This is a genomic window from Novosphingobium anseongense, assembly GCF_037482895.1.
In the GTDB taxonomy this organism is placed as follows: Bacteria; Pseudomonadota; Alphaproteobacteria; order Sphingomonadales; family Sphingomonadaceae; genus Novosphingobium; species Novosphingobium anseongense.
The window spans coordinates 242544-258652 of record NZ_JBBHJZ010000004.1 but is presented as its reverse complement, the minus strand read 5'-3'; the positions used below and the strand labels follow the sequence as shown (position 1 = coordinate 258652).

Annotated in this window: 24 protein-coding genes; 18 read left to right on the top strand and 6 right to left on the bottom strand. The window is 67.1% G+C overall.

Annotation, left to right across the window (positions count from 1 at the left end):
- Positions 1–73: 73 nt before the first annotated feature.
- On the bottom strand, positions 74–1084 hold the full coding sequence (gene pspF, locus WG901_RS19210) for a phage shock protein operon transcriptional activator (RefSeq protein WP_339588728.1): 1011 nt from the start codon (positions 1082–1084) through the stop codon (positions 74–76).
- 155 nt (positions 1085–1239) lie between these two features.
- On the opposite strand from pspF, the gene WG901_RS19205 reads away from it, so the two are divergent.
- The 8 genes from WG901_RS19205 (at position 1240) to WG901_RS19170 (ending at position 5747) form a co-directional block, all read left to right on the top strand.
- Positions 1240–1377 (top strand): hypothetical protein, encoded by a 138-nt coding sequence (locus WG901_RS19205; RefSeq protein ID WP_339588727.1) that lies wholly within the window; start codon positions 1240–1242, stop codon positions 1375–1377.
- A 240-nt stretch (positions 1378–1617) separates the two neighbouring features.
- Positions 1618–2364: a phage shock protein PspA gene (gene pspA / locus WG901_RS19200; protein WP_417603730.1), complete on the top strand. Its 747-nt coding sequence runs from the start codon at positions 1618–1620 to the stop codon at positions 2362–2364.
- A gap of 30 nt (positions 2365–2394) precedes the next feature.
- Positions 2395–2730, top strand: coding sequence for a PspC domain-containing protein (locus WG901_RS19195; protein WP_339588726.1), 336 nt, complete (start codon positions 2395–2397; stop codon positions 2728–2730).
- A 27-nt stretch (positions 2731–2757) separates the two neighbouring features.
- Positions 2758–3033, top strand: coding sequence for a hypothetical protein (locus WG901_RS19190; RefSeq protein ID WP_339588725.1), 276 nt, complete (start codon positions 2758–2760; stop codon positions 3031–3033).
- Positions 3034–3104: 71 nt separating this feature from the next.
- The gene (locus WG901_RS19185; protein ID WP_339588724.1) at positions 3105–3527 is read left to right on the top strand and encodes a SufE family protein; all 423 of its coding nucleotides are present in this window, start codon (positions 3105–3107) and stop codon (positions 3525–3527) included.
- 7 nt (positions 3528–3534) lie between these two features.
- The gene (locus WG901_RS19180; RefSeq protein WP_339588723.1) at positions 3535–3885 is read left to right on the top strand and encodes a YbaN family protein; all 351 of its coding nucleotides are present in this window, start codon (positions 3535–3537) and stop codon (positions 3883–3885) included.
- Positions 3886–3964: 79 nt separating this feature from the next.
- The gene (locus WG901_RS19175) at positions 3965–5032 is read left to right on the top strand and encodes an NAD(P)H-dependent amine dehydrogenase family protein (RefSeq protein ID WP_339588722.1); all 1068 of its coding nucleotides are present in this window, start codon (positions 3965–3967) and stop codon (positions 5030–5032) included.
- Positions 5033–5075: 43 nt separating this feature from the next.
- Positions 5076–5747 (top strand): UPF0149 family protein, encoded by a 672-nt coding sequence (locus WG901_RS19170; RefSeq protein ID WP_339588721.1) that lies wholly within the window; start codon positions 5076–5078, stop codon positions 5745–5747.
- A 12-nt stretch (positions 5748–5759) separates the two neighbouring features.
- On the opposite strand, the gene WG901_RS19165 is transcribed toward WG901_RS19170, so the two are convergent.
- Positions 5760–6689 (bottom strand): helix-turn-helix domain-containing protein, encoded by a 930-nt coding sequence (locus WG901_RS19165; RefSeq protein WP_339588720.1) that lies wholly within the window; start codon positions 6687–6689, stop codon positions 5760–5762.
- 71 nt (positions 6690–6760) lie between these two features.
- Positions 6761–7666 (bottom strand): SDR family NAD(P)-dependent oxidoreductase, encoded by a 906-nt coding sequence (locus tag WG901_RS19160; RefSeq protein WP_339588719.1) that lies wholly within the window; start codon positions 7664–7666, stop codon positions 6761–6763.
- A gap of 152 nt (positions 7667–7818) precedes the next feature.
- Between WG901_RS19160 and WG901_RS19155 the strand changes: the two genes are divergently transcribed.
- On the top strand, positions 7819–8160 hold the full coding sequence (locus tag WG901_RS19155) for a hypothetical protein (RefSeq protein ID WP_339588718.1): 342 nt from the start codon (positions 7819–7821) through the stop codon (positions 8158–8160).
- Here WG901_RS19155 and WG901_RS19150 read toward each other — a convergent pair.
- A complete protein-coding gene (locus WG901_RS19150; RefSeq protein WP_339588717.1) occupies positions 8157–8675 on the bottom strand; it encodes a sterol desaturase family protein in 519 nt (172 codons plus the stop codon). The genes WG901_RS19155 and WG901_RS19150 overlap by 4 nt on opposite strands.
- Before the next feature lie 145 nt (positions 8676–8820).
- Between WG901_RS19150 and WG901_RS19145 the strand changes: the two genes are divergently transcribed.
- The 9 genes from WG901_RS19145 to WG901_RS19105 all read left to right on the top strand — a co-directional run bounded on the left by WG901_RS19145 (position 8821) and on the right by WG901_RS19105 (position 14310).
- Positions 8821–9234: a hypothetical protein gene (locus WG901_RS19145; RefSeq protein ID WP_339588716.1), complete on the top strand. Its 414-nt coding sequence runs from the start codon at positions 8821–8823 to the stop codon at positions 9232–9234.
- A 124-nt stretch (positions 9235–9358) separates the two neighbouring features.
- Positions 9359–10801, top strand: coding sequence for a 3-isopropylmalate dehydratase large subunit (gene leuC / locus WG901_RS19140; RefSeq protein WP_339588715.1), 1443 nt, complete (start codon positions 9359–9361; stop codon positions 10799–10801).
- Positions 10785–11315 (top strand): DNA-deoxyinosine glycosylase, encoded by a 531-nt coding sequence (locus WG901_RS19135; protein ID WP_339588714.1) that lies wholly within the window; start codon positions 10785–10787, stop codon positions 11313–11315. Before leuC ends, WG901_RS19135 begins: the two co-directional genes overlap by 17 nt.
- A 52-nt stretch (positions 11316–11367) precedes the next feature.
- Positions 11368–11535: a hypothetical protein gene (locus WG901_RS19130; protein ID WP_339588713.1), complete on the top strand. Its 168-nt coding sequence runs from the start codon at positions 11368–11370 to the stop codon at positions 11533–11535.
- Positions 11535–12137 carry a 3-isopropylmalate dehydratase small subunit gene (gene leuD / locus WG901_RS19125; RefSeq protein ID WP_339588712.1) on the top strand — a complete coding sequence of 201 codons (603 nt, stop codon included), beginning with the start codon at positions 11535–11537 and terminating at the stop codon, positions 12135–12137. Before WG901_RS19130 ends, leuD begins: the two co-directional genes overlap by 1 nt.
- An 87-nt stretch (positions 12138–12224) precedes the next feature.
- Positions 12225–12548 carry a DUF1476 domain-containing protein gene (locus WG901_RS19120; RefSeq protein ID WP_339588711.1) on the top strand — a complete coding sequence of 108 codons (324 nt, stop codon included), beginning with the start codon at positions 12225–12227 and terminating at the stop codon, positions 12546–12548.
- A gap of 4 nt (positions 12549–12552) precedes the next feature.
- Positions 12553–12786 (top strand): BolA family protein, encoded by a 234-nt coding sequence (locus WG901_RS19115; protein WP_339588710.1) that lies wholly within the window; start codon positions 12553–12555, stop codon positions 12784–12786.
- A 31-nt stretch (positions 12787–12817) separates the two neighbouring features.
- Entirely contained in the window at positions 12818–13129 is a 312-nt protein-coding gene (grxD, locus tag WG901_RS19110; protein ID WP_339588709.1) for a Grx4 family monothiol glutaredoxin, read from the top strand.
- Between the two features lie 392 nt (positions 13130–13521).
- Complete coding sequence (locus WG901_RS19105) at positions 13522–14310, top strand: NUDIX hydrolase (RefSeq protein ID WP_339588708.1); 789 nt, start codon at positions 13522–13524, stop codon at positions 14308–14310.
- On the opposite strand, the gene WG901_RS19100 is transcribed toward WG901_RS19105, so the two are convergent.
- Both WG901_RS19100 and WG901_RS19095 read right to left on the bottom strand, forming a co-directional pair.
- A complete protein-coding gene (locus WG901_RS19100) occupies positions 14270–15565 on the bottom strand; it encodes an MFS transporter (protein ID WP_339588707.1) in 1296 nt (431 codons plus the stop codon). The two genes, WG901_RS19105 and WG901_RS19100, sit on opposite strands and share 41 nt — an antisense overlap.
- A gap of 88 nt (positions 15566–15653) precedes the next feature.
- Positions 15654–15983, bottom strand: a complete 330-nt coding sequence (locus WG901_RS19095) for a PilZ domain-containing protein (RefSeq protein ID WP_339588706.1) — start codon at positions 15981–15983, stop codon at positions 15654–15656.
- Between the last annotated feature and the right edge of the window lie 126 nt (positions 15984–16109).

Genomic DNA, 16109 nt, shown 5'->3' with positions numbered 1-16109 from the left:
CCGGCCCTGACCTTGCATCACAATGTCGGGATATGGCGCAAATAGGCGCAACTGCGGCCGAATGCAAGAGCGATCAGGCGCGCTGAAACAGCCCGTGCCGTTTCATCGCATGACGCAGTTGATCGTAGGTCAGGCCCAGCTCGGGCGCGGTGCTGCGCTGGTTCCAGCGGTGCCGCGCGAGCGCCTGCTCGATCAAGCCGCGCTCGTATCTATCCACAGCGGCGCGCAGATCGCCGGGCTCGGACGGCAACGACACCGACTCCGTCGGCACGACCGCTGCCGCAGGCGGCTCAGGTGTGCGACGCGGCTGCCAAGGACTCTCGAACGGATCGAACACGATCTCGGCGACCGGGCGTTCGGACTCGTCCCAGCGATAGACCGCACGCTCGACCACGTTGCGCAGCTCACGCACGTTGCCCGGCCAGACATGCGCCGACAGCGCCTGCCGCGCTTCGGACGAGAAACCCGGCCAGCCGTCCCAGCCTGCCTCGGTCGCCATGCGCCGGCCATAGTGCTCGGCAAGCAGCAGCACGTCGTCACCCCGCGCACGCAGAGGCGGCAGAGTGATAACCTCGAAGCTTAAGCGATCGAGCAGGTCGGCACGAAAGCACCCCTGCTCGGCGAGCGCGGGCAGATTCTCGTTGGTCGCGGCGATGATACGCACGTCGACTCGCAAGGGCCGCGAGGCACCGATGCGGGTGACCTCGCCATATTCGATCGCGCGCAACAGCCTTTCCTGCGCCGCAGCCGAGAGCGTAGCGAGCTCGTCGAGGAACAAGGTGCCACCGTGCGCCTCTTCGAACCGCCCAGCCCGAGCACGCGTCGCGCCGGTGAAGGCGCCGGCCTCGTGGCCGAACAGTTCGGCCTCGATCAGGGTTTCGGGCAGCGCCGCGCAGTTGAGCACGATCATCGCTTCACCCCAGCGCGGCGACAGGCGGTGGAGACGCTCTGCGATCAGTTCCTTGCCGGTCCCGCGCTCACCGATCACCAGGACCGGGCGGTTGAGAGCCGCGGCGCGACTGGCGCGCTCGAGCGCGTCGAAAAAGGCAGGCGATTCTCCAACGAATTGTGCCTCGCGCTCCATTGCCAATATTTAGCGTAATTTCCCTATATTTAGCAATATTGTTGACACCCCAAATCCGGAAAAAATCATCAATCCATTGAATTAAAGACGAAATACCAATTTGGCACGACCGTTGCTCAAGGGTGGACAGAAAACTTGAAGGAAGGACCTCACCCATGACCAACCAGCCCGCCATGTCACCCCTCGCCGCTTTCCCCGCGATGAGCCTGCTCGATCGCGCGATCTTCGCCAGCGTCAGCGCGATGAGCGTCTTCGCGCTGTTCTCGCCGCTTTTCCAGGCCGTGGCGAGATGAGCGTGCCCCTGCTCTTGGCCCTTTCGCTCAGCGTCCAAGAGCCACCAGCGGCGCGTTGCGAGCCTCCGCCGCAATGGGCCGCAGCCACCCGCGACACCGGCTGCCCGGCCAGCCCGCAACGCCGCCCCACCGCCCGCACCACGAGGTAAGACCGTGACCGACCAGACCGCCGCCTTCACCCCCACCGCACCCGAGCCGGCACCGCTGCCGCCCGTCGGCGCGCGTCCTTCCCGGATCGATATGGAAATCGATCGCATTCGCCTCTATCCCAGACCGCAAACCGGAGTACGCCGCATGGGCATCTTCTCGCGCACGCGGGACATCATCGCCGCCAATATCACCGACATGCTCGACAAGGCCGAGGATCCGGCCAAGATGATCCGCCTGATCATCCTCGAGATGGAGGAGACCTTGGTCGAGGTCCGCTCGAGCGCCGCGCGCTCGCTGGCGGAGCAGAAGGAGATGCGTCGCCACATCGCCAAGCTCGAGCATTTCCAGGCCGACTGGACCGAGAAGGCGCAGCTCGCCCTGTCGAAGGACCGCGAGGACTTGGCCCGCGCCGCCCTGATCGAGCGCCAGAAGGCAGCCGACCTCGTCGCCCAGCTCCAGCGCGAGATCGCCACGCTCGAGGAATCGGTGCGCGCCTACGAGGACGACATCGACAAGCTGCAGAACCGGCTGCGCGAAGCCCGCCAGCGCCAGCGCTCGATCATGGTCCGGCTCGAAAGCGCCGAGCATCGCGTACGCATGCGGACGCTGATGTCGAGCGAGCGCGTCGATGCGGCGATGGCCCGGTTCGACCAGCTCGAACGCCGCGTCGATTACGCGGAAGGCCGGGCCGACTCGCTCGACCTCGGTGGCCAAAGAGGCAATGGGGCCCAGCCCTCGCTCGCCGACGAGATCGCCGCGCTCGAAAGCAACGACAAGGTCGACCGCGAACTCGAGGCGCTCAAGCGCAAGCTCGGCGATCGCGACCCGTCGAACTGACCCTCAAAAGCACAGCGTGAAAGGCAAGTCATGCGACGCAAATTCTACCTCAACAAGCGCGACGGCAAGCTGATGGGCGTCTGCGCCGGCCTGGCCGACTATACGGGCGTCGATGCCCTCTGGATCCGCATCGCGACCGCGCTCCTGTTCCTGGCGGGCGTCGGTTCGCTGCTGCTCGTCTACCTGCTCATCGGCCTCGTCGCCAATCCGCGCCCAGCCGAACTCGAGGATCGCTACGACCGGCATTCTAGCTTCGGCGCCAGCCGTACCGACTGGCGCGACGGGGGCAGCCCGCTCGGTGACGTCGAGACCTATTATTCCGCATCGAACCCGCGCCTCTCGCGCGAGATCGATGGGCTGCGCTGACACGCCGGATCGAGGGGGAAATCACCAATGGACTTCGCCGTACTCATCCCGCTGGCGCCCTTCATCATGGTCGGCTTCATCGTCTGGTCGCGGCACCAGACGAAGCTGGCCGAGATGCAGCTCAAGGGCGCCACGGTGGAAACCGCGGAAAAGGCCGCGCAATACGCGACGCACATCCGCGAACTCGAAGAGCGCGTGCGCGTGCTAGAACGCATCGTCACCGATCGCGGCTATGACATCTCCGCCCAGATAGACGCCCTGCGCGACACGCAGCGGGTCGAAGGCGACAGCAGACTGCCTTGATCGCCGATACCAACATCATGATCGGGCGCGCGGGGCTTGTGCACCCGCGCGCTTCGATTAGATGACCGGCCATGCGCACGCTCGACGACATATTCGAAGAATACAGCTTTCTCGAAGGCGACGACCGCTACACCATGCTGGTCGAACTCGGCCGGGAGCTCGATCCCATGCCCGAACCGCTCAAGACCGACGCCACCAAGGTTCGCGGCTGCTCGGCCAGCGTCTGGGTCTATCCGACCAAGCTCGATGATGCCGAGAATGATGGGCGCCTGCACTTCCTCGCCGACAGCAACGCTGGGATCACCAAGGGCATCGTCGCGCTGGTTCTGTCAGCGGTCCAGGATCGCCCGGCCCGGGAAATCGCGGAAACCGACATCGCCGCCTTGCTCGAACCATTCGGGCTCAAGAACCAGCTCTCGTCGAACCGCACCCAGGGCATTCCCAACATGATCGCATTGATCCGGGAAACCGCCGCACGCTACGCGGCGGGCTGAGCCGAGGATGGCCAGGCACCTCTACCTGGCCGCCGGACTGCTCTGCGTCGCGCTCGGCGCGATCGGCGCCTTCCTGCCCGTGCTGCCGACCGTGCCGTTCCTGCTGCTTGCGGTCTACTGCTTCGCGCGCAGTCGGCCCGAATGGGCCGAGCGGCTCTACGCCCACCCGCGCTACGGCCCTTCGCTGCGGCAATGGCGCGATCGCAAGGCGATCTCGCGCAAGGCCAAGGTCTCGGCCCTGGTGGTCATGGCGCTGAGCTCGGTCGTCTCGTGGCTGACAATCGGCTGGCCCGGCGCCGCGGGCGTTACCGCGGTCTTGCTCTGCACCGGCACCTGGATCGCGACACGGCCCGAATAGACGTCCCCAAACGGGGATTGACCCGCACCGCACCGAAGGTCCGTATTCCGCGCAAATCAGCGATAACGGGAGACATCGGATGGAAAAGCTGCGCGTCGTCCAGTGGAACACGGGCAAGGTCGGCAGGCTGGCCATGCAGGGGATCCTCGACAATCCCGACCTCGAACTGGTCGGCGTCTATGCTCATTCGCCCGAGAAGGTAGGCCGGGACGCCGGCGCGCTCTGCGGTCGGCCCGATACCGGGATCAAGGCGACCAACAGCATCGACGACATCATCGCTGCCCGCCCGCACGCGGTGATCTACACGTCGTTCACCGGCGACGTCGATGAAGTGGCGAAGCTGCTCGAAGCCGGCATCAACGTGCTCAGCACCAATCTGTTCTTCCACGTCGGCGGCATCCGCGGCGCGGTCAAGGACCGGCTCCAGGCGGCGGGCGAGCGCGGCAAGGCCTCGCTCTACATCACCGGCATCAATCCCGGCTGGATCAACTCGCTGGCCACCGCGATCACCGCGGTCTGCGCGCGCGTCGATTGCGTCTCGATCTACGAATCGGCCGACTGCTCGGGTTACGAATCGCCCGAGACCTGGAATTTCTTCCGCATGGGCCAGCACGGCGTCACCGACGAAGTGATCGAGGCGGCCAAGACCTGGCTGGTCATGTTCAAGGACGCCGCCGAACGCGTCGCCGAAGGCCTGGGCCTCGAACTCGACGAGGTCGATTTCTACTGCGACTATGCGACGGCCGCCGAGCGCGTCGACCTCGGCTGGTTCCTCATGGAAAAGGGCACCAATGCCGCGGTGCGCGCCGGCTGGAACGGCAAGATCAACGGCGAGACGCGGGTGCGCGCGCAGATCACCTGGTATCTGACCAAGCAGATCGCCGAGGACTGGGACATCGACGACAAGGAATACCACCTCGTCGTCGACGGCGCGCCGAGCGTCGACCTGCGCATGCATTTCTCCAATCCCGCGGACTCGCCGGTCGACGGCGCCTGGAGCCCGACCGCGACGACATCCTACGCGACGATCAACGCAATTTCGCAGATCGTCGCGGCCAAGCCGGGTGTGCTGACGCTCCACGACATCGGCCTGCCCTATGCCCCGGCGGGCGCCTGGGAGAAGGGCACGCGCCGCGGCTGGGGTTGATAGCCGGCTTCCCGCGAGAGCCCGATCGTCCTAGGGGCGGACCATGCGCATCTCGTCCCCCCGCCTCCGCCGCCTCGACGGCGCGCTCGCGAGCCTGCCCGCCGAGAGCGAGGCCATGCTGCTCAGCGATCTCGACGGCTATCTGGCCGGGGTGATCGTCTGCCCCGATCGCGTGCCGCCCGAAGACTGGCTGCCGCTGGTGTGGAGCGCCGACGGCACCGCGGCGCCGTTCGTCGATGACGAAGAGGCGCGCTGGTATGCGGACCTGGTGCTCGACCACCACGACAGGCTCCGCCAGGCGCTCGCCGCGGGCCGCCACGCGCCGTTCTTCGAGATCGACGCGCAGCACGACGAGGTGATGTGGGAGCTGTGGATCGAGGGCTTCGCCGCGGCGGTGAACCTCTATCCGCGGTCCTGGGCCGCCATCGCCGCGAGCGGCGACGCGGAAGCGGCTGCGGCGATGGCGGGCATGGACACGCTGGTCCGCATCGCCCGCGACGAGAGCGACCTCGATCGCGCCGAGATCGACCGCCTGACGCAGGAGGCACCCGCGCGCATCCCCGAATGGACGCTGCGGCTCGACGCCTGGCGCCGCGAACACCGCGACGCAGCCGATGGCCTTGCCGAGACGCCGCGGCCCGCGAAGATCGGCCGCAACGATCCCTGCACCTGCGGATCAGGCAAGAAGTACAAGAAATGCTGCGGGGCGGGTTGAAGGGTTCAGCCCCTAATTCGCCGCCTTGATCTCGCTCGGCAGCAGGCCGGTCGCGCGACGGAAGGCTGAACGGAAACCGCCCGAGCTCGAGAAACCGAGCCGCCCCGCCACCTCGGTGACGGGCAGACCCTGACGCAGCATCGGCGTCGCGCGCTCGACCATCACCGTTTCGCGGTACTTGCCCAAAGTCTGGCCGGTTTCGGTGCGGAAGGCGCGCGCGAGGTGGCGCACGGTCATGTCGCAAAGCTCGGCCAGTTCGGCGAGATCGGGCAGCGGGTCTTCGGCATAGAGCCGATCGCGCAGCCGCTGCAGGCGCCAGGGCGCCATGCCGCCGCGGCGGAAATCGGCGACGCTGCGCAGCTCGAACTTGCGGACGATCTCGACCGCGAGCTGCTGCGCGAAGGTCGCGAGCATCGCCTCGGTCGCGAAATCGGGCGCGGACAGCTCGCGGTACATGCGCCGGATCAGCCATTCGATCTGGCCGCCCGACAGGCTGAAGGCCTCGTGCAGCAGGCCATCATGCCACTCGGGCAGGTCGGCGAGGAAGCCTTCGAGCAAGCGCGCATCGAGCAGACAGCGGATCGCGCGCGACGATCCCGCCGCGCTCAGGCACGAGAGCGCCTGCCCCGGCGGCACCAGTGCCAGCGCGCCCATGCTGCTCGCGGCGTTGCGCCCGGACGTGAGGTTGGTGACGATGTTCGGCGGCCCTTTCCCGTCGAGCGAGAGGTGCAGCAGGTAGCAATGGCTCGCCGTGCTCCACACGCTCTCGACCGGCTTCGACCAGGAAAACTGACGCACCTCGACCGCGCCGCCAGCGAAATCGAGGCGGTTCTCCGCGGTGAAGCGGTCGACGTCGTCGAGCATCGACTTCTCGATGTTCACCCATCGCGCCAGCTCGCGCCGGCGCTGCGTCATGATCGGATCGCGGCCCAATTGCGCCATCGTCATCCTTGCCTGTCCCAACCGCCGTCCTAGCGGCGTGGCCGCGATCCTATCACGAACCGGAGCAGGCTCTAGACCTTCGTGGTGACGATCAGGCGTTCCTCGGCGGTCCGTTCCGTTTCCGTCACCTCGGCCGGCACGCCGAGTTCGGCCATCTCGCGCTCGGCCCAGAACAGGCGCCCGGTATACTCGTCGGGATCGGCGCAGCTCGCAAAGTAGACGATCATCCGCGCGGGCACGCTGGGTGGCACCGGGCGGTTGTCGCCTTCCTTGGGATCGAAGCCTTGCGCCTCGAGCCGCGCGCTGACGATCTCCGTCGCGACCCAGCCCGGGTGCAGGCCGATGACGTAGACGCCGTGCTTGCGCAGTTCGGGGGCGATGACGTTGCCGAGCCGGTCAAGCGCGCGCTTGCTAGCGAAATAGCTGGGCACGACGAGGTTGCGTCCGACCACCTCGCCCGGCGGCACATGCTCCTCGGTCATGCGGAAGACCTCGCCGCTGCCCGTGGTGACGTTGACGATCCGCCCGCCGCCGCGCGCGGCCATGATCGGCGTGACGAGCTGCATCAGGGTGAATGGCGCGTGGAGGTTGATGTCGAAGTCGTTGCTCCACTCGTCGAAGGTCAGGTCTAGGAATTTCTTCTGCCAGACCGAGCCGACGGTCGAGGCGGCGTTGTTGACCAGCACGTCGATCCCGCCGAAGCGCTCGACCGTGGCATCGACGAGCTTCTGCAGGTCGGCGCGGTTGGCGAGGTCGGTCTGCACGACCAGCGCCTCCCCGCCCATGGCCTCGATCGCCTTCAAGGCTTCGCCGAGACTGCCGGGCAGCTCGGGATCGGGATCGACGGTGCGCGCGGCCAGCACGACCTTGGCGCCGCGCTCGGCGAAATAGAGCGCCGCCTGCCGCCCGACGCCGCGGCTCGCGCCCGTGACGATCACGACCTTGCCGGTGAGATCCTGTTCCTGCTGACGTTCCATGCCTCTTCCCTTTTGCTATCGCTTGACCGCAAGCATCGGCCAGCATCCGGCGGGTGCCTAGCCAGCGAAGCCGCGGGCGGCGCAGAAAAGGGACATTTTCGCGCCGGGCTCCGTCGATTTGCGCGCGGGCACGAGGCTTAGTAAGGCAGGCGATGGCCAAAGCAGACCGTCTCGCCCGCCTCGATGATCGCCGCGCCGAACTCGAAGCCGAATATCTCGCCGCGCTCGTCGCCGCGCTGCGCGTGACCGTCGCGGGCAAGTGGGGCCTGTTCGACCAGCAGAAGGACAAGGTGGCGCAGAAACGCGTGGCCCCGGTCCTCGCCGAGCTCGACGAACTCGCCGGGGAGATCGACAAGGCGCGCGATCAGCTCTTCATGCCGCCGTTCGACCTGCATCGCGAATTCCTCGCGGCGCGCGGCCCGGTCGGCCCCGAAGCGGTGGGTGAACCCAAGCAGGCGCAGGCCTGGCTCGATCGCCTGGCGGCTGAGACCTAGTCCTCGATCGCCTCGCGCAGCACGGCGATCCCCGCCTGGCGCTGTTCGCGCAGCTCGCGCTTGAGCGAAGCGGGATCGCGCGCGATCACGAAACCGAAGCTGACGCCGCCTTTCTTGCTCGTGGTCGCATGGTGGAGCTTGTGCGCCTGGACCAGCCGCTTGGCATAGCCGCCGCGCGGCACCCAGCGGAAGTAGCGCTGGTGGACGAGACCGTCGTGGACCAGCGTGTAGATCACGCCGTAGAGCAGCACGCCGAGGCCGATCCAGGTGCCAGGCTCCCAGGCCGCGGCGCCCATCACCAGCGGGCTGCCGAGCGCGAACATCGCTATGCTCATCGCCGCGCCGAACAGCGCGTAGAGATCGTTCTTCTCGAGCAACTTGTCGTGCGGCTCGTGGTGGTCGCGGTGCCAGCCCCAGCCAAAGCCGTGCATCACGTATTTGTGGCTCGCCCAGGCGACGAGTTCCATCGCGGCGACGGTGGCAATCACGATCAGGACAGCGGTAGCGATGGGCATGGCTTCGCCCTTTAATCCGAAGTTCATCGGTTGGCCATGTCCGCGGCATCTGGCGACCAATTGCGACAGTTTGAAACGAGCCTTTTCAACGGTTCGGGTGTTTCCTGAACACCTCCCAGCCCCCCGGGAGAGACGGAGAAAGTCCATGACCAAGTTCACCAAGTTCGCCGCCCCGCTCGCCATCGCTGCCGCCGCGCTCTCGCTGGCCGGCGCCGCCCAGGCCCAGCCCTATGGCGGCCCGCGCCACGACAACCGGCACGACGCGCGCGGCGACAACCGCAACGACGCTTGGCGCCTGACGCCGGCGCGCAACAACGAAATTCGCCAGGATATCAATTCGCTCGACAATACGATCACCCGCGCCGCCCAGCGTCGCACGATTTCGCAGCGCGAGGCCCAGGGCCTGCGCCGCCAGGCCAACGAGGTGAAGCGGCTCTATGCCCAGTATGCGCGCAACGGGCTCGACCGTAACGAGGTCCGCAACCTGCAGCAGCGCGTGAATTCCGTCCGCATCGCACTCCGCATGGAGCGTCGCGACTGGGACGGCCGCCGCGGTTGAGCCAGCTTGCCCCTAGGGGCATCTCCGGGAGCGCGGCGGTCCAACGGATCGCCGCGCTTTCGCGCATCTGCCATAGGCTGCAAGACGCTTGAAATGCACCTGCGACGGGCCTAGCTGCCGCTGCATGACCACTGCACCGCGCACGCTCTACGAGAAGATCTGGGACGCCCACGTCGTCGAACGCCGGGACGACGGCACCTGCCTCGTCTACATCGACCGTCACCTCGTCCACGAAGTGACCAGCCCGCAGGCCTTCGAGGCGCTGCGCGTCGCCGGCCGCCCAGTGCGCCGCCCCGATCTCACGCTCGCCGTACCCGACCACAACCTGCCGACGACCGCGCGCAAGGATGCCCAGGGCAACCGCGTGCCGATCGCCGACGCCGAGAGCGCCAACCAGCTCCAGACCCTGGCCAAGAACGCGCCCGAATTCGGCGTGCGCTATATCAGCGAAGTCGACGTCGAGCAGGGCATCGTCCACGTCGTCGGTCCCGAGCAGGGCTTTTCGCTGCCCGGCGCGACGATCGTCTGCGGCGACAGCCACACCTCGTGCCACGGCGGCCTCGGTGCGCTGGCCTTCGGCATCGGCACCACCGAGGTCGAGCACGTGCTTGCCACCCAGACCCTGATCCTGTCGCAGTCGAAGACCTTCGAGGTTCGCGTCGACGGCAAGCTCGCGCCGGGCGTCACGCCCAAGGACGTCGTGCTCCACGTCATCGGCGTGATCGGCACGGCCGGCGGCACCGGCCACGTCATCGAGTTCTGCGGCTCGACCTTCGAGGACATGAGCGTCGAGGGCCGCCTGACCGTCTGCAACATGTCGATCGAAGGCGGCGCCCGCGCCGGCCTGGTCGCACCCGACGACAAGACCTTCGCCTATGTGAACGGCCGCCCCTACGCGCCCAAAGGCGCGGACTGGGACAAGGCCGTTGCCTGGTGGAAGAGCCTGGCGACCGATCCCGGCGCGAAATTCGACAAGTCGGTGCACATCGACGCCGCCGACATCCAGCCGACCGTGACCTGGGGCACGAGCCCCGAGGACGTCGTGCCGATCGGCGGCACGGTCCCCGCGCCCGAGAGCTTCGCCGATGCCTCGAAGCAGCAGGCCGCACAGGTCAGCCTCGACTACATGGGCCTTCAGCCGGGCACGAAGATGACCGACATCGAGGTCCAGAACGTGTTCATCGGTTCGTGCACCAACAGCCGCATCGAGGACATCCGCGCCGCCGCCGAAGTGCTGCGCGGCCGCAAGAAGGCCGACAACGTCAAGTGGGCGATCGTCGTCCCCGGCTCGGGCCTGGTGAAGGCCCAGGCCGAGGCCGAAGGACTCGACAAGATCATCACCGAGGCCGGTCTCGAATGGCGCGAGCCCGGTTGCTCGGCCTGCCTGGCGATGAACCCCGACAAGGTCCCGCCCGGCGAGCGCTGCGCCTCGACCAGCAACCGCAACTTCACCGGCCGCCAAGGCCCCGGCGCGCGCACCCACCTCGTCTCGCCGGCCATGGCTGCTGCGGCGGCGGTGACGGGTAAGCTGACCGACGTGCGGACGCTCGTTGGCGAACCCGCCTGATCCGGCTCGGGACCTGACAGAGGCGCGCAAGTCCGCTTTCGCGCCTTTCGTCTTCGCCGATACGCGCGTCTTGATTCTCGGCACCCTGCCGGGCGAGGCTTCGCTGGCGGCCGGGCGCTACTATGCCCATCCGCAGAACCAGTTCTGGCGGCTCACCGGCGCGGTGATCGGGCGCGAGGACCTGGCCTCGCTCGAATACGAGACCAGGCGAGATGCTCTGCGCGCGCACGGCATCGGCCTGTGGGACACGATCGCCTCGGCCGTGCGCCAGGGCAGCCTCGACGCGGCGATCCGCGAGGTCGAACATGCCCCGCTGGCCGAGCTCGTCGCCGGCCTGCCCGCCCTGCGCGCGGTCGCGTTCAACGGCGGGACTTCGGCGCGGATCGGGCGCAAGTTGCTCACCGACGCGACAGTCCGCCTCGTCGATCTGCCGTCGAGCAGCCCGGCCTATGCGGCCATGCGCTTCGAGGCCAAGCGCGAACGCTGGCTCGAATTGCGGGAATTCCTGTCCTAGAAACCGCAGCCGAAGCTTGCGTCCGCGCGCAGGCATGCACATAGGAGGCCTCATGACCGACAAGACCGACAAATCGAGCTGGACGGGCAAGGCCGCGCTTGCGGGCGCCGCGATCGGCTCGGCCGCGCTGACCGCGGCGCTGCTCTACAACTCGCGCCGCAAGGAACGGGCCCAGAAGGCCTTGCCCAAGCCCGTGAGCGAGACGCCGGAGACCGATTGATGGAGCCGATCAATCACGTCCACGGCCGCGCGATCCCGTTCGGACGCAAGAACGTCGACACCGACGTCGTCATTCCCGCGCACTGGCTCAAGACGATCACGCGCGAAGGCCTGGGCAAGGGTGCCTTCGAGGCCGTTCGCAAGGAACCGGGCAACGTCTTCGAAGATCCCGAATATGCCGGCGCGCCGATCCTGATCGCCGGCGACAACTTTGGTTGCGGATCGAGTCGCGAGCATGCCGCCTGGGCGTTGCTCGACATGGGCGTGACCTGCGTGCTGGCGCCGAGCTTCTCGGACATCTTCTCGGGCAATGCCTTCAAGAACGGCATCCTCGCCGTGGTCCTGCCGCAGGACGCGATCGACCGGCTGATGGAGGTCGCCAAGACCGACCCGATCGACGTCGATCTCGAGACGCAGAGCGTCACCACACCGTTCCAGGACCGCTTCACCTTCGAAGTCGATCCGTTCCGCAAGCACTGCCTGCTGAACGGGCTCGATGAGGTCGGACTGACCCTGGCGCAGGCCGATGCGATCGGTTCCTACGAGAAGCGCGCCGACAACGACCTGCCCTTCCTGGCGCACCCCGGTCGCCAGGCCGCCTGACTTGCCCCGGACCGCGCCGAAGCGCGGCAGGGATTGAATGCGCGAGCCCGCCGCCCTATCGCGGCGCGAACACCACAAGGAGCCGAGATGACGACCTTCGAGGACCGCGAACGCGGAGAAGAAGCCAAGTTCGCCCACGACGAAGAGATGCAGTTCCGCATCCAGGCGCGCCGCAACCGGCTGCTGGGCCAGTGGGCGGCCGAGCGCATGGGCCTCTCGGCGGCTGAAACCGAAGGCTATGCCAAGGGCGTCGTCCAGGCCGACTTCGAGGAAGCCGGCGACGAGGACGTGATCCGCAAGCTGCTCGGCGATCTGGTCTCGGCCGGCGTCGACGCCAGCGAGGGCGAAGTTCGCACTGCGCTCGCCGACAAGGCCGTCGAAGCCCGCCGCGCGCTGATGGGCGAGGCCTGAGCCCATGGCGATGCCCGCCGCAGAGATCGAGGCGCTGATCCGCGCCGCCCTGCCCGATGCCGAGGTCGAGATCACCGACCTCGCCGGCGACGGCGATCACTATGCGGCGCGCGTCGTCTCCGAAAGCTTCCGCGGCAAGTCGCTCGTGCAGCGACACAAGCTGGTCTACGAAGCGCTCGGCGGCCGCATGGGCGGCGAGCTCCACGCCTTGCAACTCAAGACCGAGGTTCCCAACTAGGAACCGCATAAATCAGGGTCCCTACCAAGCCATGTCCGACGCACAGAGCCGCATCGCCGAAATCGTCCAGTCCAACCCGGTCGTCCTTTTCATGAAGGGCACACCGCTGTTCCCGCAGTGCGGCTTCTCGAGCCGCGCCGTGGCGATTCTCGACCATCTCAATGTTACCTATGAGAGCGTCGACGTTCTCCAGGATCTGGAGATCCGTTCGGGCATCAAGGAATTCTCCGAGTGGCCGACGATCCCCCAGCTTTACGTCAAGGGCGAGTTCGTCGGCGGGAGCGACATCATGATGGAGATGTTCGAGGCCGGCGAACTGCAGGGCCTCTTCGCCGAGGGCTGAGGCCCTCCACCCTCACCGCTGCGACTAGCTTCGCTGCGCTCAGCAGTCTCGCTTCTCTCCCATCAGCGGGAGAGGAATGGCGAAGCTTGCGCCCGCAGGACGTTAGCGAAGCTGGGATGAGGGTGGTGATTTTGGAAAACCCCGTCCCGGAGGGGGAGGAGGCGGAGCCGGGGAGACTAGATCCGGCCCCGCCTCATATTCGAGACTACATTGGGGTACCCCATATATAGCATGAGGCGTGCCAATTCGTAGAAATTGCTTATTTTCGGGGCTTTCGGAAGAATGCCTACCGGAATTTCATCGCGACTTGTAAGGTTTTCCGACAGCACGTGCCGGTTCCGGCCCGCCGCTTTTTCCTTGCCACGCGCGATTGGCGGCAGGACAATACACCGATGAACGCGCAATCCGACGACACCGCCGCCGTACCTGCCAAAGTGATCCCCGCGGCCACCGTCGTGATCTTCCGCCACTGCCCGCAGGGCGGTCCGCCGCAGCTCCTGATGGTCCAGCGTGCCAAGGAGATGCGCTTTGCCGGCGGCGCCGCGGTGTTCCCCGGCGGGCGTGTCGACGAGGCCGACCGCGTGCTCGCAGCGCGGCTCGCATCCCAGGCCGATCCCGAGATCGCCGCCTCGCGTGTCGCAGGCGTGCGCGAGACGCTCGAGGAGACCGGCCTGGCCATCGCCGTCGAGCAGCCCGTCACCGTCACCGATGCGATCGCCGCGCGCGCGCTGCTGCTCGAGACGGGCGAACTCGCGCCGGTACTCGATCGCTTCGGCTGGACGCTGGATCTCGCTGGGCTCGTGCCTTTCGCGCACTGGTGCCCGATGCGCGAGGGCTCGTTCGACACCCGCTTCTTCCTCGCCGATCTCGGCACCGGTGCGGTCGACATTACCGTCGACGCGACCGAGAACACGCGTCTGTTCTGGGCGAGCGCCGCCGAGGCGCTGCGCCTGGCCGACGCCGGCGACATCAAGGTGATCTTCCCGACGCGGCGCAATCTCGACCGGCTGGCGCTGTTCTCCTCGTTCGCCGAAGCGCGCGCGCAGGCCGAGGCGATTCCCGTGCGGATGATCACCCCGCGCCAGGTCGACCGCGACGGCGAACGCTGGCTGACGATCCCCGAGGACTACGGCTACCCCGTCACCGGTCAGTCGATGGAGACCGTCCAGCGCGGCTTCTAAGCCGCGGCGGCGCCGCCACGACGGGGGCGGCACGCTTGGCCGAGGCCCATAGCGCGAGCAGCACCGACACCGCGAAATAGCCGACCATCGCCACGATCGTCACCGCATAGTCGTGGTTGATCCGATAGACCGTGCCCGTCCCCACCACGCCGATGACCATCAGCGGCAAGGTCAGCGTCGTCGCCAGGCCATAGGCGCGGCTGAAGCTCGCCGCCCCCAGGGCGTCGGAAATGGCGCGGCTGAGCGCGGGGATCGCGCCCGATCCGTGCATGCCGATCAGGCCGACGATCACCGCGACGACAGGAAACGGCAGGCCGAGCAGGAGGGCCAGCCACAGCAGGCCGGCGTCGAAGGTGATCAGCGCCAGCGTCCGCCCTCCGCCGATGCGGTCTGAAACCAGTCCGAACAGGATCGAGCCGAGAATACCGACCATCGACATGACCGACGCGAGCAGCGCCGAGTGGTCGCGCGTGAAGCCCCAGGATTCACCCATCGACACGAGATGCACGCCGAGCAGCACCGAACTGGTGTTGATCGATCCCACGGCGATGGCGAGGCCCCAGAATACCGGATTCTTGAGCAATTGCGCTAGGCCCAGCCCGGTATCGGCGATCACCGGATCGCCGGTGCTGACCGCCTGCTTGGCGGTCTCGCCCGGCGGATGGTCGATCACGAGCAGCGCCGCGGGCAGCAGCACGAGGCCGGACAGCGCCGCGAGCGCGAGGAACAGCGTCTCGACGCCATGATGCTCGACGACCCAATTGCCCGCTACGGGCATGATCGTGACGATCACGGGCAGATGGACGAGGCCGATGGCGAGCCCGCGGTTGCGGTTGAACCAGCGCGTGACCAGAGTCGGCGGCACGACAGCGCCCGCCAGCGACATGGCCGGACCGAGAAGCAGACCGAAGGCGATGAGATAGGCGACGAAGCTCGTGGTAAAGGCGAGCAGCAGCCAGGCCAGCGCCGATGCTATGGCGCTGCCCGCGATCAGGCTGCGCAGCGAAAAGCGCGAAGCGAGCACGCCCGCGACCGAGGCGAGGATCGCCGAACCGAGAATCACCATCGGCACGCCGGCCGAAGCCAGTTCGGGAGTGACCTGGAGCCGTTCCTGCATGGGCTTGAGCAGAATACCCGCCGTCCCGAAGATCGAGCCGATCAGGACATTGTGCGAGAGCCAGGCGATCACGCCCATGCGCACGGCAAGCGGATGGTTTGGCGCGTCCTGCGCCGATTCGGAACGGATGGCGGTCACTGATGCATCTCCCATCGGCGCGCTGCGACGCCGCTTTGGGAGGAGTGTTGCAGCTAGCCTCGGGCTTGGCCAGCGCCTTTCCGGCCGGTCAGCAGGAGGAGACGGCCACCGGCTGGTTCGCTGCGTGCATCTGGCTGAGATGATCGACCACCGGGCCATAGAGCGGCGCGTCGAACTCGATGCCCGCATGCGGCCCCTCGATCCACCGAACCGTCCCGCTGACACCTTCGAGCCCTTGTGGGCGGATGACGATACGCGTGCCGATCCGCACGGCCAGCGTGCTCGTGGTCAGACGACAGCCATATTGCGATATATCGGAAATATAGCCATTGTCGCGCATCCCGCTCTGCGTGCGGCAGGTAGCGGCCATCCTCACGGGACGACGTTCGTCACGGCGCGGAGTGATCGGGTGCGACATGGCGCTTTTCATAGCTTCAAGATGGTAAACGCATCCTGAATTCGCCCTTGCCACGACTACGCGGTCGGACCGCGGACATGCGAGTGTAACAGTGTGTTCCTACGCCCAGGGTCGAAGGGACGAATC

Coding starts and splice junctions, on each gene's coding strand:
- pspF (WP_339588728.1), bottom strand. CDS start 1,084: ATGGAGCGCGAGGCACAATTCGTTGGAGAATCGCCTGCCTTTTTCGAC.
- WG901_RS19205 (WP_339588727.1), top strand. CDS start 1,240: ATGACCAACCAGCCCGCCATGTCACCCCTCGCCGCTTTCCCCGCGATG.
- pspA (WP_417603730.1), top strand. CDS start 1,618: ATGGAAATCGATCGCATTCGCCTCTATCCCAGACCGCAAACCGGAGTA.
- WG901_RS19195 (WP_339588726.1), top strand. CDS start 2,395: ATGCGACGCAAATTCTACCTCAACAAGCGCGACGGCAAGCTGATGGGC.
- WG901_RS19190 (WP_339588725.1), top strand. CDS start 2,758: ATGGACTTCGCCGTACTCATCCCGCTGGCGCCCTTCATCATGGTCGGC.
- WG901_RS19185 (WP_339588724.1), top strand. CDS start 3,105: ATGCGCACGCTCGACGACATATTCGAAGAATACAGCTTTCTCGAAGGC.
- WG901_RS19180 (WP_339588723.1), top strand. CDS start 3,535: ATGGCCAGGCACCTCTACCTGGCCGCCGGACTGCTCTGCGTCGCGCTC.
- WG901_RS19175 (WP_339588722.1), top strand. CDS start 3,965: ATGGAAAAGCTGCGCGTCGTCCAGTGGAACACGGGCAAGGTCGGCAGG.
- WG901_RS19170 (WP_339588721.1), top strand. CDS start 5,076: ATGCGCATCTCGTCCCCCCGCCTCCGCCGCCTCGACGGCGCGCTCGCG.
- WG901_RS19165 (WP_339588720.1), bottom strand. CDS start 6,689: ATGGCGCAATTGGGCCGCGATCCGATCATGACGCAGCGCCGGCGCGAG.
- WG901_RS19160 (WP_339588719.1), bottom strand. CDS start 7,666: ATGGAACGTCAGCAGGAACAGGATCTCACCGGCAAGGTCGTGATCGTC.
- WG901_RS19155 (WP_339588718.1), top strand. CDS start 7,819: ATGGCCAAAGCAGACCGTCTCGCCCGCCTCGATGATCGCCGCGCCGAA.
- WG901_RS19150 (WP_339588717.1), bottom strand. CDS start 8,675: ATGCCCATCGCTACCGCTGTCCTGATCGTGATTGCCACCGTCGCCGCG.
- WG901_RS19145 (WP_339588716.1), top strand. CDS start 8,821: ATGACCAAGTTCACCAAGTTCGCCGCCCCGCTCGCCATCGCTGCCGCC.
- leuC (WP_339588715.1), top strand. CDS start 9,359: ATGACCACTGCACCGCGCACGCTCTACGAGAAGATCTGGGACGCCCAC.
- WG901_RS19130 (WP_339588713.1), top strand. CDS start 11,368: ATGACCGACAAGACCGACAAATCGAGCTGGACGGGCAAGGCCGCGCTT.
- leuD (WP_339588712.1), top strand. CDS start 11,535: ATGGAGCCGATCAATCACGTCCACGGCCGCGCGATCCCGTTCGGACGC.
- WG901_RS19120 (WP_339588711.1), top strand. CDS start 12,225: ATGACGACCTTCGAGGACCGCGAACGCGGAGAAGAAGCCAAGTTCGCC.
- WG901_RS19115 (WP_339588710.1), top strand. CDS start 12,553: ATGGCGATGCCCGCCGCAGAGATCGAGGCGCTGATCCGCGCCGCCCTG.
- grxD (WP_339588709.1), top strand. CDS start 12,818: ATGTCCGACGCACAGAGCCGCATCGCCGAAATCGTCCAGTCCAACCCG.
- WG901_RS19105 (WP_339588708.1), top strand. CDS start 13,522: ATGAACGCGCAATCCGACGACACCGCCGCCGTACCTGCCAAAGTGATC.
- WG901_RS19095 (WP_339588706.1), bottom strand. CDS start 15,983: ATGTCGCACCCGATCACTCCGCGCCGTGACGAACGTCGTCCCGTGAGG.